This is a genomic window from Bernardetia sp. Wsw4-3y2 (genome assembly GCF_037126295.1).
GTDB lineage: Bacteria > Bacteroidota > Bacteroidia > Cytophagales > Bernardetiaceae > Bernardetia.
On sequence record NZ_CP147017.1, the window covers coordinates 1,309,853 to 1,332,783 of the forward strand.

Here is a 22,931-nt window from a genome sequence, read left to right on the forward strand (position 1 = left end):
TTTAATTTATTCTACAATCAAAGAACGAACCGAAGCATCGGTTTTGATAATATCTTTTATCTCATTCCACTTAAAGAAAAAAGACGGTGCAGGACTGCTATAAGGTCTTATTTCCCCACGGTCATAAGAAAATTCAATACCAGTTTCTGTAATTGTAAAACTTTCAGTTGGCTCAATTGCATCTACAAAAAAATCATACTCTTCTAAAGAAGATGCATTATTATTCTTTGCTATTTCCAAAGCCCTATCTAACATTTTTTGTTTGAGTAAAGCAAGTCCTTTTTCATCAAAAATATCAGACAAAGTAATTTGCTTACTATTTTTCAAATCCAAAATCACGAAAGAAGCCGTAGAATAAGAATGCGCTCCACCTCCATATTCATCAAGGTAAAAACCAATGGTAGTAAAATAATCATCATTAAAAATTACTTGGACTGATAAATCTCTGTCCCACTCTGCTGACATTCCTATTACCTCTTCTGAATTTGCATCTACATAGCCTTCCAAATATTCTTTTTTCTTTTTGGCTAAGGCTTGTTTTGCATCTCCACTATAATTCTGTTTTTTCTGTAAAATAGCTTGAATTTCTTCCAAATTAGTCTGACTAGGCACTTCTGTAACTACCAAAATCTCTTCTTTGAACAGAGCTGAAGGCGAATCCTCTTCTCCTGCTGCAAGTTCGATTGTTCCACTATCTACAAAGATTTCAAAAGCTATTTTTTTGATACTATTATCTGTTTCGATATTCTGATTTGTTTGTGTTGTAACAGAATCAACATTATTTTCCTCTGCTTTAGCATTTGTGTTTCCACCACAAGAAGCAAAGAGAAAAACAGCAAGACATGAGAAAACAAGCAAAGAATTATTTTTTTTCATAATTATAGGAGTAAGTAAGTGTAAAGAAATTTTAATCCCTCCAAAATACTCAAAAATAATTCGTTTTATTGCTTCTTAAGTAATAAATTTACAGGAGAATCTGATTTAATAAGCTCTTTTAATTCTTCCCAAGTAAACAAAAAAGCAGGCATTCCTGCTGCATACGGTGCAATTTCATAAGGTTGATAAACAAAAGTTATTCCTTTGGCTGTCAATGAAAAATTATCTGTAACTTCTATTTTCTCTACTAAATAACCAGCATCTTGTAATGAAACAGGATTTTCAAAGCCTGTATATGCGTAGGCTTTTTTTATCATTCTTTTTTCTAAAATGGCAAGATTTTGTTTGTCAAAAATATCACTCAACTTTAATTCTTTACCACTTTTTGTATCGATAACAAGATAGGTTTCTCCAAACATTCCATGCGCTCCTCCTAAATATTGATAATTAGAAAATGCAATAGTAGCAAAATAATTATCATTAAAAACGACTTCTACATCACTTTGATTGATCCAATTTGCTGCATATAAATAGTCTTCATCTTGGTCTTTATTTACTTCCAAATACTCTTTAAAGAATGATTTTTTATTATTTTCAATTATTTGTTTAGCTGTTTGGGAAGATGATTCATTCTGTACTGATTGATGTTTTATTAGAAGTTCTTTGATTTTGGCTAAACTACTTCCTTGTGGGACTTGTTTTACTTCTACAATTATATCTGAAAAAGTAGCTTGAGGTGTATCTTTTCTATTTTTGAATAACTTTACACTGTCTTTTATAGCAACAAAATCAAACGCAATACTTTTTGAATAATCTTCTACTAAAGAAATAGGTAGTGTTTTGGTTTTGTCTTGATTTTTCCAATTTCCAACAAAAGTATTTTGATTTATCTTTCCTGTTATAAATTCTGTTTTTTTCCCTTCACTATCCATTGTAAATAATTCTAGTTCACCTTTATCATTAACTTTGCCTTCCAAATTTATTGGTAAATTGTATTTTGTGTAATAATAGCTTCCTGAATAAGAATCTCCATTTTGGATTAAATCCATTATGATAGATAAATTTCCATTTATTGTGCCTTTAAAATGACAATAATCTGTATTTGTAGAGGTTTGTGGTTTTTGAGCAAAGAGTAGGGAAGAATAAAATACAAATAAAACAATAAATAAAAAATGAATAAACGAGATAATTAATTTTTCTTTTTTCATAAAAAGTAAAATAATAGGGTTTGAATTAGTATATGAAATGTTTGTGTAGCAGTTTATTATAATACTTAAATTTTATTTGGAAAATATTTAAAGATTTTATTAAAATTTTAGACTTAGACATGATTAATATTACTCTTATACTCTCACAAAAAAAAGTTATTTAAAACACGTAAGACAAAAATATAAGTATTTTTATATTAAACTATCTTATTATTATAATTTTATTAAAAAATCCATTGTATCTACACCATCAGCATAATCTGACACTTTAGGATGTTGTGCTTGACCAAAATCAATACTGTTTTCAAACCAAGCATTTGCAGAAGCCACTACCTGTATTTGCTCTTCTTTTTCTCTTATGGTTTGATTTACTTCTTCTATTTCTTGATAAACTTCGTAATACAAAACTCCAGTAGGCGAAGAAATAGAAGTATCTTTTGTAAGCAGAATATTGAAGGCATCAAAGTGATGAATCTGTTCCATTAAATAAATAGCCTTGTAATAATCATAATTATTAGCATATTTATTGTGATTTTTCATAGAATTCCATTGTAAATAAACAGTATCTAATAGCTTTCCAAAATCATACCCTTCTGGCACATATAACTTTGATACATTGCGACAGCCTAAACCAAAATATTGAAAGATATCTATTGATAAACGTTCTAACTCTTCCCCAGTTTCATCTCCTTTTATAATAGCAACCGATGAACGATTTTTACGGATAATACTTGGATATTTTCCAAAATAATACTCAAAGTAACGTGCAGTATTATTACTTCCTGTTGCAATGTAGGCATCAGCACCTTTTAGATTTGGACGAAGAGAAATATAGTCTTTAAATTTTGGTTCTACTTCGAAAGCCCATTCTATTAAACTTTCTATCAGAATTGTATCTTTTTGACTTGGCTTTATCCATATTTTATGTCCACTCAAAAGTACAGACAGAATATCATGAAAACCTACAAAAGGAATGTTGCCTGCTGGTATTAATCCTATATTTTTTGCAGGAAAATCTACTCCTATTTTATTTAATTTATCGGTATCATAGTCTTTGAGCCAACCCTCTAAACTTTCTTTTGTAAGCATGCTGCGAATAGAAGCTAATGCAAACTCTGTATTTTCAGGTGTAAACCAATTATTATGACTATAGGCTTGATGAAAAATAGGTTGTTTTTCTTCTTTTGAAAGAGAGTCTATAAAATTACCAAGTGCGATTAAAGCAGCTTTACGATGAGAAAGTGTCATTACTAATACAGAAAAATAATTTGTATAAATTTGAAATAGTTTACAAAGATATAAAAATTATATAGCATATATTTGAGTATAAACCTTCTTTAGCTAATTTTATATAACACAAAAAATCCTGTCTGATTACTCAAACAGGATTTTTATAAATTCTTATTGTTATATCAATCTGATATAAATGGTTAGATTATAGACCAAAACCTAAACCTACCATAAAAGCAACATCACTAAAACTTGCCTGACGAACTAATGGAGTAACACTAGTAATATCACCTGCTCTACGTACAGATTTTGAGAATCCGTGACGGTAACGAGCATCAACTAATAAAGTAGCAAATTTTACATCAAACTGTAAACCTAAACCTACTATCGCACCAATATCATGAGGTGCAAAGCTGTTTGTTACATCATATGTTTGATCAACATTGTATCCATATACGTTACTTGTTGTACGGCTATATGTATAAGCATTGTAGTTGTAAGAAGGTCCAATGTAAATACGTGGGTGATATACAGAAAGAACAGGAATACGTACGTTCAATAAAGCATTTGCTTGAAAATTGTTTGTACGGTAAGTAGTTGTTTTATCAGTGAAAGTAGTGAAGGCATTTTGAGTCCAGCCTAATTCCAATTCTGCACCTACCCATTTAGTAAAGTTATAACGACCAAATGCATGGATTTGAGGACCGAAGTTTTTTCCAGCTCCCTCTTGTCCTTGCCAATACTCTGTATCAGCACCAATACGAATATCAGCAAGATTAAAACCAGCTTTAAAGCCGACCATAAGTTTAGATTCAGTTTCGCCAGCTCCGTCTTGAGCGAAGGCTGCGCCTGAAGTTAATACAACTGCACATACTGCAGTAGCGATAGCACGGATTGAACGTTTCAAAGAGAATTCAATGTTAAAGGGTACTTTCATAATTTAAAAGGTTGTTGTTGTAAGATAACGGATTTTGTTCGAAAAAAATAAATTTTCTCCAAAATAGAAAACTTTGCTGCAAAGGAAAGCATTTTTTTTGATTTTTCGCAAATTTTATTCACTTATTTTGAATGAATAAAGCTATTGAATTCTATTTTGTCTCTATTTCTATACAAATTCAACTTATCTAACCATGTTTGATTATTGGCTGACAAGTCAAATAGAGCAAGAAATACAGTAGATTAATAGGTTAATTTACATAAAAAAATAAAGTAATAAAAATTTGTTCTGAATAAAAAATAATTGCTGTTTTTACACTTTGTTTTTACTCTTAAAAAGATTTTTCAAGAAAATTTCATCAAAACACGAAATAGTTCGTTTTTATATCAGAATGATTTTCCCAAAACATTTTATTTCTTTTTGGAATTTTTATTAAAAATTGATCAAAAATAAATTTGAACCCAAAAATACTAAAAATTATAGACAAAAATTATTTTTTCGATAAAAAAGTGAGATAAAATTGATCTGTTTTAAAATTAGTATATCTATATCATTAAGAATTAAATCAAAAAACCATCTTTTTTTCAGAAAAGATTAATTAATTTCTATACGTATATAATGTCTTTCTAGTTACTTTGTTCAATAATTTTTCATAATTGGAGAAGGTGGAAAATAAAATTGATTTTTCTGAATTATTACTATTTTCAATCAACCTTTGTATATTTGCAATCTATTTTTGAGATAATTCATATAATGAAATTGTTCTTCATCTATTTTTAGTGTTTTTAACAAGAGTCTATCAAACTCTTTCATTTATCCTTTTATATATTTCTTGTGAAAAAAAACGACTCCTCAGATTACGATTTATTTATTAAAGCAGGTCAGACAGAAGGGAATTATTGGAAAGATCTTTGGCGATACAGAGAGCTTTTTTATATCCTAACTTGGAGAGATTTAAAGGTTCGTTATAAACAAACTGTTTTGGGTGTTGCTTGGAGTGTGATTCGTCCACTTCTTACTATGATAATATTTACAATTGTTTTTAGTGGTGTGGCTGGTCTTCCTTCTGAGGGAAATGCTCCTTATGCAGTTATGGTTTATGTAGGTCTTTTACCTTGGCAATTTTTTGCTAATGCACTTTCAGAAAGTAGTAATAGTTTGGTTAGTAGTGCTAATCTAATTTCTAAAGTTTATTTTCCTCGCTTGATTATTCCAACAGCCTCCATTATTACAGCTTGTGTAGATTTTCTGATTTCATTTGTTCTTCTACTCATTCTGATGGCTGTTTATCAGTATGTTCCAAGTTGGAAAATCATTTTTCTACCTTTATTTTTACTTGTTGCATTTTTGGCTGCTTTTGGTGTAGGACTTTTACTGACAGCTATGAATGTAAAATACAGAGATTTTAGGTATATTATTCCTTTTATTATTCAGTTTGGAGTTTATGTTTCTCCTGTTGGATTTAGTAGCAATATTGTTTATGAGAAGCTAGGCAAAAAAATGATAGAAATGGATCTGGCTTGGCTAACTGATTATCTGGTTACTCTTTATGCTCTTAATCCAATGGTAGGAGTTATTGATGGTTTTCGTTGGTCTATTATTGGTAATGCTCAGATGAACTGGAGTATGTTTAGTGTTTCTATTCTTATGTGTTTACTTATTTTGACTTATGCAATTTATTATTTCCGAAAAACAGAAAAAACATTTGCAGATGTAATTTAAATTAAAGTCAGATTTTGTACATCAGAATTAATCTACACATACATTTTTATCTTACAAAAATAGGCGTAGAATCAAACGAATCAAAGAATTTATGTTCTTAAAATCAAAATTAAAATGAGTCAAAGTGTTATTCGTGTAGAAGATTTAGGAAAAAAATATATCATAGGAAATGACCAACAAGCAAACTATCAGTCTTTACGTGATGTAATTACAGATAAGGTAAAATCTGTTTTTTCTAAACAAAAACAAAAAGATGATTTTGCAGAATTTTGGGCATTAAAAGATGTTAGTTTTGATATACAACAAGGAGATAGAGTAGGAATTATTGGTCGTAATGGGGCTGGGAAATCTACTCTTTTGAAAGTATTGAGCCGTATTACAGAACCAACAACAGGTAGTATTTCTATCAAAGGACGTATAGCCAGTCTTTTGGAAGTAGGAACAGGTTTTCATCCAGAACTCTCTGGTAGAGAAAATATTTTTCTTAATGGGGCTATTTTAGGAATGGGCAGAAAAGAAATCAAATCTAAATTTGATGAAATTGTTGATTTTTCTGAAATAGAAAAATTTTTAGATACTCCTGTAAAACGCTATTCATCAGGCATGTATGTACGTTTGGCTTTTGCTGTAGCTGCACACTTAGAACCCGAAATTTTGATTGTAGATGAAGTATTGGCAGTAGGAGATAGTAAATTTCAGAAAAAATGTTTGGGCAAAATGGGAGAGGTTTCTAGTCAAGGCAGAACTATTTTGTTTGTTAGCCATAACACAACATTTGTTAGAAGTCTTTGTAATAAAGGAATTTGGTTAGATAAAGGACAAATTAAACAGACAGGCTCAACAAGTGAAGTAATCAATAACTATTTATCTTCTATGCACGATCAAGTTTTTGATGAAAATAGTGAAATCCATAATAGTCTGAACAGAAGAGGAAATGGAAATGCTCGTTTTAGTAAAATTGTAATTACTGATACAAACAACATCGAATCACCTAATTTTTTGAGTGGACAGGATATTAAATTTAACTTTGAAGTCAAAATTAATCAACCTTTATCTTTGCTTTTTGCATCTTTTATTTTCAAGTCTCCTACTGGAGAAATTATAACCAATACAAGAAAACAAGATGTTTCTGTCTTTCTTCGTCCAAATGAAAAAGACTATACCATTTCGTTTTCTATTGTACTAGAAAATACACCTTTTCGTGCAGGAGAATACGATATGTATTTTTGGCTAGGAGAAACTCCTGAAAAGTTTTTTGATGTGGTAGATGCTATTTTACCTCCCCTTCAAATTTCTACTAATAAAGATGAAGATGAGTTGGCTTATAATCCAGCAGCTCCATACGGCTTTTTTGACATCAACGCACATGTTATTTCAGCAAACTAATTTAATCTCATTTTTAATTTTCTTACAATGAATTATAACTTTTTTCACCTTGACCAACTTGAAGCAGAAGCAATTTATATAATGCGTGAAACAGTTGCTCAATTTGAAAATATAGCATTGCTTTTTTCAGGAGGAAAAGATTCAATTACACTTCTTCATTTAGCTCGTAAAGCATTTTATCCTGCCCAAATTCCATTTCCATTATTGCACATCGATACAGGACATAATTTTACAGAAGCGATTGATTTTAGAGATTATTTAGTTAAGAAAACAAATACTAAACTTATTGTACGCTATGTTCAAGATTCTATCAATCAAGGAAAAGCAAAAGAAGAAACAGGTTATAATGCAAGTAGAAATAAATTACAGAGTATCACGCTTTTAGATGCCATTGAAGAATTAAAACTTGATGCCTGTTTTGGAGGGGGAAGAAGAGATGAAGAAAAAGCAAGAGCAAAGGAGCGTTTTTTTTCCCATAGAGATAGTTTTGGAGAGTGGAATCCAAAGAATCAACGTCCAGAGTTATGGAATTTATTTAATGGAAAAAAACAATACGATGAGAACTTTAGAATATTTCCTCTTTCCAATTGGACAGAATTAGATGTTTGGCAATATATAGAACGAGAAAATTTAGAACTTCCTTCACTTTATTTTACTCATCAAAGAGAGTGTTTTGTCAGAGATGGTGTAATTATGGGAGTTACAGATTTTATGGAACTTCGCCCAGAGGAAGAAAAGAAAATGATGCAAGTACGTTTTCGCACATTAGGTGATGCTACTTGTACAGGAGCAATAGAATCTCCTGCTTCTACTATTTCTGAGATAGTGACTGAAGTTGCAGCCATGCGTCTGACTGAACGAGCAGGAAGAGCAGATGATTTGCGTTCGGAAGCAGCTATGGAAGATCGTAAAAAAGAAGGGTATTTCTAAGTCAAAAAAATAAAAAACCGTCTTATTGAAAAACATCAATAAAACGGCTTTTATTTCTTATGAAGGATTATGTCAATTTAGTTTGTTAATCTAAAGAAGCCCAAACATCTTTTGTTATTGTGATTCCTTTTTCTTCTGCTTTTTCAAAATAATATTTTGCTTCTGATTTTTGCTTTTTGGCAAGATAAACTTCTCCTAAGAGTTTGTAAGCTTCTGCATCTTCTGGATAAATTGCTGTATAATCATTCAAATACAAAATTGCTTCTGATAAATTTGCTGTTGCAATCAAATTATCTTTATGCATAATGGCTAAATATTTCAAAACTTGAGGTTGTTTTTTAGAAGATACTTTTTGGAAATGAGTATATGCAACTTTATTATTTTTAGTATTCCACGCTTTTACACCTTCTTCAAAATGATTAATTACTACAACTTCATTTTGAATTGAGTTATTTGTAGTAGCTGTAAGTCTAATATTTTCAGTACTCTCTTGAAGTTGCTGATTTTCTAGCCATAATAAAGCTATTTTATTATTCTGTCTTGCAGCTTGATTATAATAACTAGTTGCTATATCAGTATTTTTTTCTATAATTTGTCCTTCTTCATACGTTTTTGCTAAAAGAAGTTGAGCCTCTACCAAATTATTTTTTGCTGCTTTTTCTAACCAATACTTTGCTTTTATCCAATTTGGTTTTGCTGTTGTTTTTGTATCCAAATACATCTTTCCTAATTCATATTGTGCTTTTTCATCATTATTCATGGCCAAATAAAAACGATAGGTAGGCAAGTCTGAAGACAACCAACGTTTTGCATCTATGCGTTCTAGAGCTTCCGAAGCACGAGGATACTTTCCTCCCCAAGCTTGCAAATAACAATGGGCAGCCTGTGCCATATTTTGTTCAACACCATTTCCTTTTTCATACAGATTTCCCAAGCGAAAAGCTGCTTGTGCATTTCCTTGTTCTAAAGCACGTTGGTACAAATCGGCAGCTTTCAAGAAGTCTGTTTTTGTGCCTATACCAAGCTCATAAAACTGAGCCAGTGCAACCTGTGCTGAATCATAGCCTAGAGCAGCAGATTTTTCATATAATTGAAATGCTTTTTCGTAATGTGCTGTTGTAGAAGCACTTTTTTCCTGTTGCTTTCCTTGTTTGTAGGCAAGGGTAGCATCATTCTCTTGTATGTTTTGAGCAAAAGAAGAAAGTGTAATAAGAATGGTTGTAAGTAAGGTTGTTAGCATGGTTAAAATAAATGATTTATTTTTTCTATTAAATATATTTCTCTGTTTTTTACACTTCTTGCAATTCATCAAAATCTATTTTTAATTAAAAATCAAATTACTATATATTTATTTTTGATTATAAACAATAAGATTTATATTAGTTAATTTATATAGATAATAGCCAAATTTTATGCCTTTATTAGTTTTAAATACGTAGAGTTACGTATAGAGTTTGTTTTTTACGATTAAAATCTAATTTATCTCGGTCAGTAATACTTTAATTTAGATAAAATTTTATCTGTTTTAATTATCAAATTTATCTTATAATTAGCTCTAACAAATTATATACCTTAGGAACAATTACAACCTGTTAAAGCAGCGAAGCTAATTAAAAATCACGAATTGAGTCCACTGATTATCAAATATTTGAGTGTTTCGTAGTAGTAATTTATTTACTTTTAATAAACTGATAATCAATAATTTAAAATTTGCAATTAGTTCATAATTCTTATAGAATAATTATTACAAATATATATTGATAAATAACATTATCCCTTAGGATTATTCCTAATTTTTAAGATTAGGGATTTTTACTACAGCATTATTTGCTAAAAAAACTAGAATATAACACAAATATAAAACTATATTATGAGACTGTAAGTAATACTATTTAATTTTTTATAAAAAAAAAGCTACCTTTGCACTCTTTTTGCGCTGTGGAGTTTGCACACCTTCGCCGTATTCTATTTCATTTTATCATTCTAAATTACGAAATCAAAATGCGTACTATATCTTCATCAAAACCATCAAATTCAATTTTGAAATCAAAAAAACAGATTAAACCAAACTTTGAATCATTATCCACTTCCCAAAAGCCATCCATAGCTCCTTCTGATTCTATTCTTCCAGTAATGGAAGCATTTTATACACTTCAAGGAGAAGGTGTTTTTATGGGACATGCAGCTTATTTTATTCGTTTGGGGGGCTGTGATGTAGGTTGTTTTTGGTGTGATGTAAAAGAATCTTGGGACAAAGAAGCACACCCACAACAATCTATTACTCAAATTGTAAAAGAAGCTAGTTCTTTTCCTGCTCGTTTAGTAGTTATTACAGGAGGAGAGCCATTAATGCACAATTTAGATGAACTGACAGCAGCATTAAAACAAGAAGGTTTTAGAGTTCATATTGAAACTTCGGGAGCGCATCCACTTTCAGGAACTCTAGATTGGATTACTCTTTCTCCAAAAAGATTCAAAAAACCGTTAGAGGACATTTATCAGAAAGCACATGAGCTAAAAATGGTGGTGTATGCACTCAGTGATTTGGAATGGGCACAAGAAGAAGCCGAAAAAGTTTCTGATACTTGTAAGTTACTTATTCAACCAGAATGGAGTAAGAGTAGTAAAAACTTACCTATTTTGATAGAATTTGTAAAAAACAATCCTAGGTGGCAAGTATCACTACAAACACATAAGTTTATGGATATTCCTTAACTGCATTATAAACTTACCAATCTATACTTGTAGAAAAACAAAATCAACATTATTTTTAAAAAAGTAGGGAACACAAAACATAATTATCCGTTCTATTAAAAAAACAGAATTATTTTTTTGTCAGTTTATAATGAACTTTAATAGTTTACTACAAATCTAAATCTCTACTTATGCCGAACTCTTCCTATCTAATTGGTTTACTCTTTTCTATCCTATTTTTCTTTACTTCTACATTTGTAAAGGCTCAACTTCTTTGGGAAATAAGTGGAAATAACCTCAAACAAAAATCTTATCTTTTTGGAACTGTGCATGTAGGTGACGAAAGAGTAATTGATTATGCTTCTAATGTTTATCCTTATATGGATAATTCTCTGACAGTAGCTGGCGAGCTAGATTTGAATTTTATGACTTCTATTTTGGCGATTGGTTATATTATGTCACCATCAGATTCGACACTTTCCAAACTACTCACAAAAGAAGAATATCAAGAAATAAAGCCTTATCTAGCAGAAAACATAGGACAATTAGCTCCCTTTTTAGATATGGTTCGTCCTATTTTTATTATGGCAATGTTGCAAGAAAAAGAGCAAGAAAAACTTGCACAATCAGCAAATACCACTAAAGAAAATGCCACAATAGAGAAATTTCCAGCTTTAGATATGTACCTACAAAACCGAGCAAGGAAAAATGAACAAAAAGTAATTGGATTAGAAACTGTAAAGGAACAAATGACTGCTCTGAACTCTACACCAATCAATAAACAAGCAAGAGAATTATATAATTATATTGTAGAAAAAAATAAAGCAAAGCAAAATCTTGATGTTCAAGATTCTCTAAATATAGAAATTGATGTCGCTGTTATAGAAGAAAATGACACCACTTTAGTCGAATTAAAAAACTCTCCTAACCCAATGGAAACCTTAATTTCACTTTATTTGAGTGAAAACATAGAGCTTTTGCACAACCAAATTTCAGGTGAGTTTGAAAAGGAATCTTATCAATCGCTTATTATTAGAAGAAATATTGTGATGGTAAAACGAATGGAAGAACAAATGAAAAAAGAACTAACTAAAGAAGATAAAAAGAGTAAGAAAAATATTATTTTTGCAGCCGTTGGTGCTGGTCATTTGGGAGGTGAAGAAGGAATGGTAAATCTATTGAAAGAAGCTGGATATACACTAACACCAATATTTTTCAATAAAAAGGAAAAAATTAAAAAATAATTATCAATTCAAATTTTATAGTAAAAGCAAAGTAGTCTTTCTAAAGATAGTTTGTTTTAATTCACTTTCGCCTAATTTTTCTGTGAAAATAATTAGATTTTCTAAGTTGTTTTCTATGATTTCGACTTGTGTCAAAAAATCTGTTGAAACTTCTACAAGTTCATTATTTTTTCCACTAAACATCATTCTTACTCCACTTGTTCGGATATAAAAAGAGTTGAAAATCATAGAAAAATGGGTAAAACTAGTTCCGTGTCTATCAAAATCTCTATCTGTTAGAGATATTTTGACATGTATATTTTTGTTTTTCCATCTTTGAGTAATGTCTAGTATAGATTCTGTCCATGCAATAAGTTGTTGTTGTCGTGTCATTTTCCAAATTGTTTTATCAAAACAACTAAAAAACCTTGCCTTTTAAAGAATATTCTTAAAAAAGCAAGGTTTGTCTATATATGTTATTGTTTTAGACTCAAAAATCTATGTCAATTTTTCTGTTTTCTCCTTTATCATTATCTTCACTAAAAGGAGCAAAAATATGAAGTTCTCCGTTGGTATAACGAGCCTCAATTCCATTTGAATCTACATGAGGCAGAATTGGAAAGGCTTGCATAAAACGAGGTACACCTTCAAATTCACTAATTTTGACTAGAGACATAATAATTAAATGTCCTTGACGAATTTCTATTTTATATGAATTTGGCTTTACAGAAGCTGCTGTCAAACGAAGTAAATATCCATTTTCTTCTTCTGAAAGAAACATCTTTGTAGCAACAGTTCCTCCACTAGCTATATTTTCTGCTTGTGATTGTAAAGCAAGTTTTTTGGTTAAGGTTTTATCTATGGTCATCATAATTATATCTATTTTTAGTATCTGGTAATAGTTCAGACTAGCTTATTATCTAAATTTTGTTTGATTACTACAATATAATCAAAACTCAAACCAACTTTAATTTTCTCTTTATCAGCTAAAACAAATAAATAATAAACATTTTTTTAAACAAAAAATAATTTAAAAAGAAAGTAAAATAAAATACATATTTTTTAAAAAATGACAAAACGTCAGTTTAAAAAACAATATGAATTTAAACTGACTTTTTAACAGGAAGTAGTTTTATATATTTATTTTTGAATTACTGAACCACTATTTTACGAACAGCAACAGGCTTCTGATTATACAAAAGGGTAACAAAATAAGTTCCTTTTGCCCATTTTGAAGTAGGAATAGTCTTCTCAATTGAGTTATTTTGAGTCATTTTTCTACCTAAAACGTCAGTTATATTTACTTTATAGTCTTTTAGATTTTGATTTTCTAGTTGATATATAAAACGCAAATTATTTGAAATAGGATTTGATGCAATTTTGAAATAATTATTTTCTCCTAAATTATCTTCTATTCCTAAAGGTTCATTGATATTTGCTATACGCAATTTGTATTGCTTAGAAGTAAAATCATCATTTAATTTTCCTAATCGGTAAACAATCAAATACATTTTATCATTCTGATTTACATCTTGTACTTCAATTTTAGCTTCTTCTCCTACACTAGGATAATCTTTAATAACTTCTACTTCTCCATTTGCTTTCAAAGCCACAAACTGTACTCCTATTTCACTACCTATTCCTTCAGTAGTTGTTATTTCAACCTTAAAATCTCTTTGCTGTGTGGTAAGTTCTATATAATCGGCTGAAAATCTCATCAATCGTCTATTTCCTTGTTGCTTACTATCCCATACTTTACTTTGTCCTGAATAATCTAGTTGTCCTTCCACTCTTACTCTTTCAGAATCAGTATTTTCTCTCAAATAATTGATATAGTCAGCAGCTCTCTTATATGTAAAAGGTTGAGAAACAGAACTGGCAGACAGAACAATATTTGCTATGAAATAATCTTCACAAGCAGTTTTAAGAGTTGTTCCTTTTGTAATAAGAGCTGCATTAAGAGCTTCTAACTCTGACTGAGAACGCAAATTTTCCCAAAATGTTCTGATTACTTCTTTCCCATAATTTTCTCCTATATATTGGAAATATATCCACGAGCCGTACCAGTTTATTCGCAAGTCAAAATAGTCTGGGTCATTTTCATCTTTTTCATTATAGTTTATAGCTACATCAGGAGCATCAAAAACGCCATCTAGATATTGAAAATTATCGTCTATACGAGGATAAATTTCTTCTTCCATCCAAGAAGCTGAGCCTTCAAAAGCAAAATAAGAAGGCGAATCACTACCGTTATAACCATACTGAATAGCATGAAAAAACTCATGTGCTGCCGTTACTTTAAGTGCATCATTTTGCAAACCAAAACCATCATAATTATTACGCACTTCCATCCAACTTGTAGCAGCTTCTGTTTCTACTACAGAGGAATTTGGATTATCTCCAACTTTTTGATCATAGTTTACTGCACCATAATACCCTTGTTGTAGATTCTGAATATAAATATCATAAAAACCATTTCCACCTCCTTCATCACCATCACTTGGAGGAGCTACATAACCTAGTTCTTCTATTTCTTTTTTATAAACACTCTCAAATTCAGAAGCCATAAACTCTACATAATCTGGAATATCATTATTGTTATTATCTGTAGAAGAGACGGCATTGCTTCCTGTTTTGTCATAATGAAAACGAAAATGACGTGAATCTACCGAAAAATCAAGATCTGGACGTATAGCATGTGTTCTTAAAACTTTCTGAAGACGCTCTGTGAGTTTGTGCTTATTCTGTTTACCTTCCAAAAGAACCATAGATAAGCAAGAACGATGAGATTTATCACCTCTATTAGTATGAGAATGAGTAGGGGAAAGAGCTTGATTTAGTCTTGCTTCCCATTTTTTGGAGAACTCTATATCTTCTGCTAAATTATTGTTTTGAGAAAATGAAGAGTTTGAAATGCTATATAATCCGATAAAACCCAAAACGAATATCCAAATAGGTAGTTGTGAGGTTTTAAAAGTAGAGTAAAAATTCATTTTGTGGATAGTTTTATTAGAGTAATGAAATAGTAAATAATGCACAAAGTACATACGAATACTCTAAGATATAAAATTTACTATTGTTTTACATAAAAATTTATATAAAATAAAAAAGCCTATGAAAATGTAAGTTTCATAGGCTCTTAAAATTTGTTTTTTTTATTCTCCAAAGAAATAACTAGCTGAAAGTGTAATTACACGATTCTGAATTTTATTGTCTTTTCTATAATCATTGTTTCCTTCTACTTTAGGAAGCCAGTTTCCTAACCCATACGAATATCCTACATTAAATAAAAGACTATTTACCTTGTAGCCAACTCCAATATTAAGACCATAATCAAGTCCACTATAGGGATTTTCACTTTCTTTAAAGTCATCATCTTGAGTAATTTCTCGGTAATAAGGTTTATAAGTAATTTTATCCGTTATAGTTTGTTCTGAAACAAGACCACCAAAATTAATTTTTTGAGTAGTTTCTGATTTACCGTTTCCTCCTATTCCAAAAGCTGCATAAGGACCTGCATATATTTGAAAATTATTAATTTTATATGCTAAATTAATAGGAATTTCTAAATAATAAAAACTACCATGACCTTTCAGTGTAGACTCAGAAAAATCATCTTTTGCAGATTCATTTACTCTAAACCCTTTGACACTAAATAATAAACTAGGTTGTAAACTCAAAGCCTCATTTATATCATAGTTAGCTGTAGCACCCACATGATAACGAAATAACATTTTTGTATCTAATTCATCATCCTCATTTTCAGAGACAAAACCAATATTGCTAATATTTAAGCCTGCTTTAACTCCAAATTGAATTTGGGCAGTTGCTTGAAAAGTTACTAAAAAAGAAAGGATAGCAAATACAGAAATTTTAATTAAATTCATAATAGTTGAATTGTTGTGTAAATTGTAAACAGTATTAGTTAAGGGGTGTATATTTATAAAGTACTGGACATTAGATAAAATGTTTTTTTTCTGCTCTGTCGGACACCTCAAAGGTGTCAAGACAGTTAAATATACGAATTGTCTGACACTTTAAAAGTTTCCTGACAGATTCATGTCCAGTACTCTAGTATGTTTATGTAATTTTAAAATTAAAACTTTATGACAATAAAGCTCCTGCAATTGTTGCTGTCATCATACAGGCAAGTGTTGCAGCTAATAAGGCTTTCAATCCCAAACGAGATAAATTTGCTTGTTGATTAGGTGCCATTGCTCCAATTCCTCCAATCTGAATAGCGATTGAGCTAAAATTAGAAAAACCACAGAGCGCAAATGTAGCAATCGTAATAGATTTAGGGGAAATAAGTCCTTTTTCTTGAAGGTCTGCAAGACTTACATAGGCTACAAATTCGTTAATAACCGTTTTTTGTCCTAAAAGACTTCCTACTTGAAGTGTATCAGCCCACTCTACACCAATAACAAAGGCTGCCAAACGAAATACTTGTCCTAAAATATATTCCATAGAAAGTTTACTAAAAACTCCATCTGTACTTTCTGCAATGATAGCATTTAATGTAGTATAATCTCCAACTACTTCAAGCATATAATTCAATAGAGCAATAACAGCAATAAAAGCCAAAAGCATTGCACCAATATTGAGAGCTAATTTTAATCCGTCACCTGCACCAATTGCCAAAGCATCAATAACATTTGCACCTAAAGTTTCTTTATTTACTTTTAATTCTGAATCAATGAGTTCTGGTTTTGTTTCTGGAATGAGCATTTTGGCAAATACAATTCCTGCTGGAGCGTTCATAATTGATGCGCTAAGAAGTTGAGCAGCTACTTCAGCTTGTTTGACTAAATCTGCACCACCAAGGAAAGCAACATAACTTCCCAAAACACTTCCTGCAATGGTTGCCATTCCTCCTGTCATCAAACACATAAGCTCAGAAGTGGTCATTTTGGCAATGAAAGGACGAACTAATAGAGGAGCTTCTGTTTGTCCTAAAAAAATATTTCCTGCTGCTGAAAGACTTTCTGCACCTGAAAGCCCCATTGTTTTAGCCATCAGCCAAGCAATTCCATAAGATACTTTTTGAAGAATTCCTAAATAATATAATCCTGTTGTTACGGCAGAAAAGAAAATAACAGTAGGCAAAACTTGGAAGGCGAATATAAAACCACTTTTGGGAACATCAGCCAAATCACTAAATAAAAATTTAGCTCCGTCGTTGGCAAAACTCAAAAATTTCACAAATCCTTCACTTACACTTCGGAATACTTGTGCTACTTGAGGAACTTGAGTAATCAATATTCCAAAAATTACTTGTAAAAGAATACCAATTCCAACTAATTTCCAATTTATAGCTTTTCGATTACTAGAAAACGCATAAGCCACGCTTAGCAAAACCAACATTCCTAACAATCCTCTCAAATAATCCATAATTCAATTAAAGTTTTATAATAGGAGTTGTTGATGAAAACACCAACAACGGCAAAGCAAATTCTTAAATCCATTTTCTCAAATATACTGAGAAAACAATTAAACAGCGAAAGTAGAGTAAATTATTCAGATTTAGAAATTTGATATTGAATTTGATTGTTTTTTTATGCCCTAAATGTGTATTTGCTTTTACCCAAGAGAATATTATTTTGCTAGTTTTTCAACTGCTTCTTCTATCGAACTTATGAAATTAACTTGTTTTCCTTTATTACTTTCATAAATAAAATCTTTCAGACTTTTGCTTTGCTGTGTCAATTCAGAAAAATCTCCAATAATTAACAAAGACATTCTATAGTTAGAAAATTTTTGAAGAATTTCTCCAGCCATTCCATTTTTTAAATCAAAGAAATGAGGAGTAATATTTTTTTGATGTAAAATCATTTTGTCAAATCCTTGATAATATAAATTGCCTAATAAATTCAAACTATCTTCATCATTATTAATAAGAATAGCATCTGAAATAAGCTCGGCTATTTGTGTAGTGTTTATTTTGTGTGTTTTAATTTCCATTTCTTTTGTTCTATTTTTTAGATATTCAGATGTTTGTCCATTCCAACCACATTTAACGCAATTGCCATTCTCAAATTTGTGAAGACAATTCGGATATTGATATAGTTGATAGGCACAGTCTGGGCATAAACATGCCATTTTAGAACTATCTTTATAGTATTCTGATTCACATTCAACACAAATATTTTTTTCTTGGTTCATTGTTTTTCTTCTTTAAGAACTTATATATCTTTTAGACAAAAAAACTCGCAAAGCACAATACTTTACGAGTTTCAAAATTAAACTAAAATCAAAAATCTACTTCGCCCTATTTTGCTAATACAGGCGCATAAATCTCATTTACTTTTTCTACAACATAATCAATTTCTTCAATTGTGTTGTATTTGCTAAATGAAAAACGAACAGAAGGACGAGAAGGGTCATTTTTGAGAGCTGTCAAAACGTGTGAGCCAATTTCTGAACCACTAGAACAAGCACTTCCACCCGATGCCGAAATTCCTTGAATATCCAAATTGAATAAAAGCATATCGCCCATATCTGATTTTGGAAACTGAACACTCAATACTTTTGGAAGTCCTGTTTCAAGATTTCCAGATTCTCCGTTAAAATTGACATCTTCGCCAAAAATAGCTCTTAGTTTGTCTATCATTCTGCTTTTTAGAGAAAGAATATGTTTTTTGTGAGCATCTCTTTCTGAAATTGAAATTTCTAAGGCTTTTGCAAGTCCGACAATTCCAGCTACATTTTCTGTTCCTCCTCTCATGTTGCGCTCTTGCGCTCCTCCTGTTTGGAAGGGACAAAAACCTGCATCGTGGCGAATGTATAAAAATCCTATTCCTTTTGCACCATGAAATTTGTGTGCCGAACCTACCAAATAATGAATAGGTAATTCTTGCAAATCCATTGGATAATATCCCATCGTCTGGACAGTATCAGAATGAAACATAGCATTATATTTTTCGCAAATTTCTCCTGTTTGTTTCAAGTCTAGGATTGTTCCTATTTCGTTGTTTCCGTGCATGAGTGAAACTAAAGCACGTTCATTTTTGGTAGAAAGATTACTGAGAAGTTCGTCTAAATGATTCAAATCAACATTTCCTCTTTTATCAATATTTACTAGACTTACTTTTACTTCTCCTCTTTTTTCTAATTCTTCAACGGTATGCAAAACAGCATGATGCTCCAAAGGCGAAGTGATGATATGCTTTAAATTGTGCGAGCGAACAGCACAGCGTAAAGTCGTATTATCGGCTTCTGTTCCTCCAGACGTGAAAAATATTTCGGCAGGCGATGTATTTAAAAGACTTGCAACCGTTTTGCGAGCTTTCTCAACAGCAGATTTTACAATTCTTCCTGTACTGTGTGTAGAAGAAGGATTTCCGAAATGTTCTGTCAAAAATGGCATCATTTCATCTAAAACAGCTTTATCTAATTGTGTAGTCGCTGCATTGTCTAAATAAATGCGAGAGGAAGAAGAGGAAATTGACATAAATGGTATATGAATTTAGTACGAACAGTATTGTTTTCCAAAATTTAAGAGTCTTAAAAAGACTTAGGATTTAATCTAAGAATATCTTTCCCTACTGTTCTGTATAGTATAATGTATTTTTTGTAATTGGTAAGTTGCTGATTATGAATTGATTAATCGGCAGACTAAGTTCACAAAGGTACAGAGATTTTATAAAAAACTCAATTTTGTAACTGTTTTTTTATAATAGACGTTCTTTTTCTATTTTTCCAAATCCAGACTAGGAAAGCACTTAATCCAATAAAAATACAAGTTCCTAGCCAAAATAAAATATCATAATTATCTGTGTAAATTCTGTAAGAAGCTGTAAAAACAAACAAAATCAGCCCTGTTATTTGCCAAATCAAGTCATATTCTAATCGGTCTTTATTGTCTTGAATAAGAGGTTGATTAAAAAATATTCTAAAACTATTCCAATCCCAAAGAATAAGTAGTGTATTTGCTAAAAGCATCATTCCTGTAATATAAATTGTTCCTCCAAAATTATACGAAACAGTAATCACAAAAACATTCAAAATTATTGGATAAAAAGCTGCTGCACCAAGTTTTGAATAGCGTTGAGTCATCAAGAAAAAACCTGCTACAAGCTGTCCAAAACCTAAAAACTGCCAATAGAGACCTGATTGATACATCGTTTCGAAAAAATGCCAAGCCGAATCAACAGGCATATCTGCCCCACTATCTCTAGTAAAGCGATGTCCTTTTATTTTTATCAAACTAGCAAATACAAATGTTGCTCCTATCAAATAACGAGTATAAATGATGAAGATTTGTAACCATTTTAATTCTTTTATTTTTTGAAGAAAATTCATTTTTCAGCCTTATTCTATTTCAAATATAAAGTTACTTCATCCCCTTTTCTCAAACGAAGCTGTTTTTCTGCATTTTTTTCAGGAACAAATATTTCTACTCTACCAAAAGAGCCATTGATAAGGTTGGGCATTCTTTCATTTCCTTGTAAGAAAAAATCACAGAATTTGGCATCTTGTTCTAATATCCTTCCATACTTTATTCCTTTTCTTGCTCTAAGATTGGTTAGGGCATTTCCATATTTATCAAAAGACAAAATCTCTCCTGTTACTGTTTTTTCTTCTTCATTGTAAGTGCTAAATGGATAATTGAGATACCAATCGTACTGAATTTCTTCTCCCATATTTTCCATCGAAATTCCGTTGGCAAGGTGTGCAGCTACTGGCGCAAAAATATCTCTACCATGAAAACTATTCGAATCACTTTCAAGCATATAGGTTTTGTTTGTGATTTCGATACATTGTTCTATATCTTCAATGGCTGTTATTAAATCCAAAATTCCATTATGAGGAGCTACAAAATAATACCCTCCACTTTTGACGATAATCGGCTGTCTATCACTCCCAACTCCAGGGTCAATGACACACAAAAAAATTGTTCCTTTCGGAAAATAACTATAATGTGCTTCTAAAAGTAAAGCTCCACGCAAAACATCATAATCTGGAACAGAATGTGCCAAATCTATCAAGTTTACATGAGGAGAAAGTGATTTGATAACACCTTTCATCACTCCCACAAAACCATCTTGATAGCCAAAATCAGTAAGTAAAACAATATTCATATTCAGTCCTTTTGCGTGCATTTTGTCTATTTTTTATTTCTTAAAATTGAAAAGCAATATACATAAAGATTATCATTTGTAGTGTATAGAGATATTTAATTTTGACTTTTTTTAGTGCCAACACGAAACAATTTGTTGTTTATTATTGCCTTAATTTTTCCAATTTGCTTTCACAGAAATTTGATTATCAATGTTTTATTCCTAATTTCCTATTGAAAACTATAAATGCCATGAAAATATTAAATTGACTTATTTTAATAAATATATTTTATAAGAGAATGGAAAATGCAATTCAGGATTTTTTAAAAAATGAAAAAAAACAGCGCAGTAAAAATATTAATTATTTAGTGTATTTTTTATTTGTTTCAATGAGTTTGAGCTTTGTACCTGATATTTATTTTGGGTTATGGGAAAATTTATGGTATTGGTTAATTCCCTTTTGTTATCTCATAAGCATCATTATAATAAAAGTATATTTAGGAACAGATTGGGCTGCTCATTGGTTTTTATTAGGATTTAATATAATGGTATTTTACTTTTCAAGTAGTGTAGGAAGAAATAGTAATATTCATTTTTTGTTTTTTGTATCTATTCTTTTAATTCCTTCTATCCTTAATATTCGCTCCAAACGATATGTTATTTTTCATACTATTTTTCCTTTATTATTTGCATTAATTTTAGTGTTATATGATTATGATATTTTTCCTCACCTCCCACAAATAGATGATTATTATGAGAATATGTTTGGAAAAGTAAATATGTTGCTCTTATTTATTATTCTACCTGTCGTAACTTGGGTACTGATTAAGTCTTATCAAGATATATTCAATCAACTTATGGAATCTGAAAAAATTCTTTTATCTAAAAATATAGAGCTATCCAAAACCAATCAAGAATTAGATAACTTTGTTTATAGTGTAAGTCATGATTTGCGTGCGCCTATTTCTTCTGTTTTGGGTTTGATTAATATTTCTAAAGCAGAGAGTGATATTAATCAACTTAAATATTATGAAATATTAAAAGAAAAAAGTCTTTTAAAATTAGATTCTTTTATCAAAGATATTTTAGATTATTCCCGTAACTCTCGTATTAAAGTAACTCCTCAAAAAATAAATTGGCAAGAATATATTACTGAGCTTACTAAAGAATTTGAGTATTTACCAAAAGCAAAGTATGTTGAAGTAGAAATTGCTATTGCTCAAGAAGAAGAAGAGTTTTATGCCGATTTGTATAGAATAGGAATTATTTTTAATAACCTATTATCAAATGCTTTTAGATATTCAGATAAACAAAAAGAATATTCTTTTGTCAAAATAAAAGGTGATATAAACAAAGATAAAGCTCATATTATAATTCAAGATAATGGTATCGGAATAGCTACAGAACACCAACAAAAAATATTTGAAATGTTTTATAGAGCTAGTGAAAACAGTAAAGGCTCAGGCTTAGGACTTTATATTCTCAAAGAAACTTTAGAAAAAATAAATTCTACAATAAAACTAGATTCAGAACTAGGAAAAGGGACTACATTTTATTTAGAAATACCGAATCTGATATAGCTTAGCATTTAGAATAAGAAAAACTAACGTAGTTTTTTTTAAATTATTAAATAATTTGTCGACTTTTGTAAAACTAGAAATTTACA

20 protein-coding genes are annotated in these 22,931 nt (G+C 30.5%); 6 read left to right on the forward strand and 14 right to left on the reverse strand.

The features are described 5' to 3' along the window. Positions 1 to 6: 6 nt before the first annotated feature. The 4 genes from V9L05_RS05190 to V9L05_RS05205 form a co-directional block, all read right to left on the reverse strand. Positions 7 to 876, reverse strand: a complete 870-nt coding sequence (locus tag V9L05_RS05190) for an RsiV family protein (RefSeq protein ID WP_338814644.1) — start codon at positions 874 to 876, stop codon at positions 7 to 9. A gap of 65 nt (positions 877 to 941) precedes the next feature. Further along, complete coding sequence (locus tag V9L05_RS05195; protein ID WP_338814645.1) at positions 942 to 2,084, reverse strand: DUF3298 domain-containing protein; 1,143 nt, start codon at positions 2,082 to 2,084, stop codon at positions 942 to 944. Between the two features lie 213 nt (positions 2,085 to 2,297). Next, the gene (locus tag V9L05_RS05200) at positions 2,298 to 3,332 is read right to left on the reverse strand and encodes an acyl-CoA reductase (RefSeq protein WP_338814646.1); all 1,035 of its coding nucleotides are present in this window, start codon (positions 3,330 to 3,332) and stop codon (positions 2,298 to 2,300) included. Positions 3,333 to 3,519: 187 nt separating this feature from the next. Beyond that, on the reverse strand, positions 3,520 to 4,251 hold the full coding sequence (locus V9L05_RS05205) for a porin family protein (protein WP_338814647.1): 732 nt from the start codon (positions 4,249 to 4,251) through the stop codon (positions 3,520 to 3,522). 834 nt (positions 4,252 to 5,085) lie between these two features. Between V9L05_RS05205 and V9L05_RS05210 the strand changes: the two genes are divergently transcribed. The 3 genes from V9L05_RS05210 (at position 5,086) to cysD (ending at position 8,289) form a co-directional block, all read left to right on the forward strand. After that, positions 5,086 to 5,973 (forward strand): ABC transporter permease, encoded by an 888-nt coding sequence (locus V9L05_RS05210; protein WP_338789976.1) that lies wholly within the window; start codon positions 5,086 to 5,088, stop codon positions 5,971 to 5,973. A 114-nt stretch (positions 5,974 to 6,087) separates the two neighbouring features. Beyond that, complete coding sequence (locus V9L05_RS05215) at positions 6,088 to 7,359, forward strand: ABC transporter ATP-binding protein (protein WP_338814648.1); 1,272 nt, start codon at positions 6,088 to 6,090, stop codon at positions 7,357 to 7,359. Positions 7,360 to 7,386: 27 nt separating this feature from the next. Further along, on the forward strand, positions 7,387 to 8,289 hold the full coding sequence (gene cysD, locus V9L05_RS05220) for a sulfate adenylyltransferase subunit CysD (RefSeq protein WP_338814649.1): 903 nt from the start codon (positions 7,387 to 7,389) through the stop codon (positions 8,287 to 8,289). A gap of 85 nt (positions 8,290 to 8,374) precedes the next feature. On the opposite strand, the gene V9L05_RS05225 is transcribed toward cysD, so the two are convergent. After that, complete coding sequence (locus tag V9L05_RS05225; RefSeq protein ID WP_338814650.1) at positions 8,375 to 9,529, reverse strand: hypothetical protein; 1,155 nt, start codon at positions 9,527 to 9,529, stop codon at positions 8,375 to 8,377. A gap of 893 nt (positions 9,530 to 10,422) precedes the next feature. Between V9L05_RS05225 and V9L05_RS05230 the strand changes: the two genes are divergently transcribed. Beyond that, complete coding sequence (locus tag V9L05_RS05230) at positions 10,423 to 11,004, forward strand: 7-carboxy-7-deazaguanine synthase QueE (protein ID WP_338794197.1); 582 nt, start codon at positions 10,423 to 10,425, stop codon at positions 11,002 to 11,004. A gap of 170 nt (positions 11,005 to 11,174) precedes the next feature. Continuing rightward, positions 11,175 to 12,227 carry a TraB/GumN family protein gene (locus V9L05_RS05235; RefSeq protein ID WP_338814651.1) on the forward strand — a complete coding sequence of 351 codons (1,053 nt, stop codon included), beginning with the start codon at positions 11,175 to 11,177 and terminating at the stop codon, positions 12,225 to 12,227. Positions 12,228 to 12,242: 15 nt separating this feature from the next. Here V9L05_RS05235 and V9L05_RS05240 read toward each other — a convergent pair whose 3' ends face one another. The 9 genes from V9L05_RS05240 to V9L05_RS05280 all read right to left on the reverse strand — a co-directional run bounded on the left by V9L05_RS05240 (position 12,243) and on the right by V9L05_RS05280 (position 21,307). Beyond that, positions 12,243 to 12,599, reverse strand: a complete 357-nt coding sequence (locus tag V9L05_RS05240) for a hypothetical protein (RefSeq protein WP_338814652.1) — start codon at positions 12,597 to 12,599, stop codon at positions 12,243 to 12,245. 97 nt (positions 12,600 to 12,696) lie between these two features. After that, the gene (locus V9L05_RS05245) at positions 12,697 to 13,077 is read right to left on the reverse strand and encodes an Hsp20/alpha crystallin family protein (protein WP_338789970.1); all 381 of its coding nucleotides are present in this window, start codon (positions 13,075 to 13,077) and stop codon (positions 12,697 to 12,699) included. A gap of 280 nt (positions 13,078 to 13,357) precedes the next feature. Then, a complete protein-coding gene (locus V9L05_RS05250) occupies positions 13,358 to 15,199 on the reverse strand; it encodes an MXAN_6640 family putative metalloprotease (RefSeq protein ID WP_338814653.1) in 1,842 nt (613 codons plus the stop codon). Positions 15,200 to 15,361: 162 nt separating this feature from the next. Further along, a complete protein-coding gene (locus V9L05_RS05255) occupies positions 15,362 to 16,093 on the reverse strand; it encodes a porin family protein (protein ID WP_338814654.1) in 732 nt (243 codons plus the stop codon). Between the two features lie 217 nt (positions 16,094 to 16,310). Beyond that, the gene (locus V9L05_RS05260) at positions 16,311 to 17,597 is read right to left on the reverse strand and encodes a nucleoside transporter C-terminal domain-containing protein (RefSeq protein ID WP_338814655.1); all 1,287 of its coding nucleotides are present in this window, start codon (positions 17,595 to 17,597) and stop codon (positions 16,311 to 16,313) included. A 204-nt stretch (positions 17,598 to 17,801) separates the two neighbouring features. Continuing rightward, the gene (locus V9L05_RS05265; RefSeq protein WP_338814656.1) at positions 17,802 to 18,368 is read right to left on the reverse strand and encodes a DUF4180 domain-containing protein; all 567 of its coding nucleotides are present in this window, start codon (positions 18,366 to 18,368) and stop codon (positions 17,802 to 17,804) included. Positions 18,369 to 18,474: 106 nt separating this feature from the next. Next, the gene (locus V9L05_RS05270; protein ID WP_338814657.1) at positions 18,475 to 19,656 is read right to left on the reverse strand and encodes a cysteine desulfurase family protein; all 1,182 of its coding nucleotides are present in this window, start codon (positions 19,654 to 19,656) and stop codon (positions 18,475 to 18,477) included. A 200-nt stretch (positions 19,657 to 19,856) separates the two neighbouring features. Next, positions 19,857 to 20,507 (reverse strand): hypothetical protein, encoded by a 651-nt coding sequence (locus V9L05_RS05275; protein WP_338814658.1) that lies wholly within the window; start codon positions 20,505 to 20,507, stop codon positions 19,857 to 19,859. Positions 20,508 to 20,521: 14 nt separating this feature from the next. Then, positions 20,522 to 21,307 (reverse strand): SAM-dependent chlorinase/fluorinase, encoded by a 786-nt coding sequence (locus V9L05_RS05280; protein ID WP_338814659.1) that lies wholly within the window; start codon positions 21,305 to 21,307, stop codon positions 20,522 to 20,524. A gap of 257 nt (positions 21,308 to 21,564) precedes the next feature. Between V9L05_RS05280 and V9L05_RS05285 the strand changes: the two genes are divergently transcribed. Then, positions 21,565 to 22,845 (forward strand): HAMP domain-containing sensor histidine kinase, encoded by a 1,281-nt coding sequence (locus V9L05_RS05285; RefSeq protein WP_338789962.1) that lies wholly within the window; start codon positions 21,565 to 21,567, stop codon positions 22,843 to 22,845. Positions 22,846 to 22,931: the final 86 nt, after the last annotated feature.

Excerpts from the sequence above, each read along its gene's own strand:
- V9L05_RS05240 (WP_338814652.1), bottom strand. The coding sequence starts at position 12,599 with ATGACACGACAACAACAACTTATTGCATGGACAGAATCTATACTAGAC.
- V9L05_RS05190 (WP_338814644.1), bottom strand. The coding sequence starts at position 876 with ATGAAAAAAAATAATTCTTTGCTTGTTTTCTCATGTCTTGCTGTTTTT.
- V9L05_RS05245 (WP_338789970.1), bottom strand. The coding sequence starts at position 13,077 with ATGATGACCATAGATAAAACCTTAACCAAAAAACTTGCTTTACAATCA.
- V9L05_RS05250 (WP_338814653.1), bottom strand. The coding sequence starts at position 15,199 with ATGAATTTTTACTCTACTTTTAAAACCTCACAACTACCTATTTGGATA.
- V9L05_RS05215 (WP_338814648.1), top strand. The coding sequence starts at position 6,088 with ATGAGTCAAAGTGTTATTCGTGTAGAAGATTTAGGAAAAAAATATATC.
- V9L05_RS05200 (WP_338814646.1), bottom strand. The coding sequence starts at position 3,332 with ATGACACTTTCTCATCGTAAAGCTGCTTTAATCGCACTTGGTAATTTT.
- V9L05_RS05195 (WP_338814645.1), bottom strand. The coding sequence starts at position 2,084 with ATGAAAAAAGAAAAATTAATTATCTCGTTTATTCATTTTTTATTTATT.
- V9L05_RS05265 (WP_338814656.1), bottom strand. The coding sequence starts at position 18,368 with ATGAACCAAGAAAAAAATATTTGTGTTGAATGTGAATCAGAATACTAT.
- cysD (WP_338814649.1), top strand. The coding sequence starts at position 7,387 with ATGAATTATAACTTTTTTCACCTTGACCAACTTGAAGCAGAAGCAATT.
- V9L05_RS05280 (WP_338814659.1), bottom strand. The coding sequence starts at position 21,307 with ATGCACGCAAAAGGACTGAATATGAATATTGTTTTACTTACTGATTTT.
- V9L05_RS05275 (WP_338814658.1), bottom strand. The coding sequence starts at position 20,507 with ATGAATTTTCTTCAAAAAATAAAAGAATTAAAATGGTTACAAATCTTC.
- V9L05_RS05260 (WP_338814655.1), bottom strand. The coding sequence starts at position 17,597 with ATGGATTATTTGAGAGGATTGTTAGGAATGTTGGTTTTGCTAAGCGTG.
- V9L05_RS05230 (WP_338794197.1), top strand. The coding sequence starts at position 10,423 with ATGGAAGCATTTTATACACTTCAAGGAGAAGGTGTTTTTATGGGACAT.
- V9L05_RS05285 (WP_338789962.1), top strand. The coding sequence starts at position 21,565 with ATGGAAAATGCAATTCAGGATTTTTTAAAAAATGAAAAAAAACAGCGC.
- V9L05_RS05225 (WP_338814650.1), bottom strand. The coding sequence starts at position 9,529 with ATGCTAACAACCTTACTTACAACCATTCTTATTACACTTTCTTCTTTT.
- V9L05_RS05270 (WP_338814657.1), bottom strand. The coding sequence starts at position 19,656 with ATGTCAATTTCCTCTTCTTCCTCTCGCATTTATTTAGACAATGCAGCG.
- V9L05_RS05255 (WP_338814654.1), bottom strand. The coding sequence starts at position 16,093 with ATGAATTTAATTAAAATTTCTGTATTTGCTATCCTTTCTTTTTTAGTA.
- V9L05_RS05235 (WP_338814651.1), top strand. The coding sequence starts at position 11,175 with ATGCCGAACTCTTCCTATCTAATTGGTTTACTCTTTTCTATCCTATTT.
- V9L05_RS05205 (WP_338814647.1), bottom strand. The coding sequence starts at position 4,251 with ATGAAAGTACCCTTTAACATTGAATTCTCTTTGAAACGTTCAATCCGT.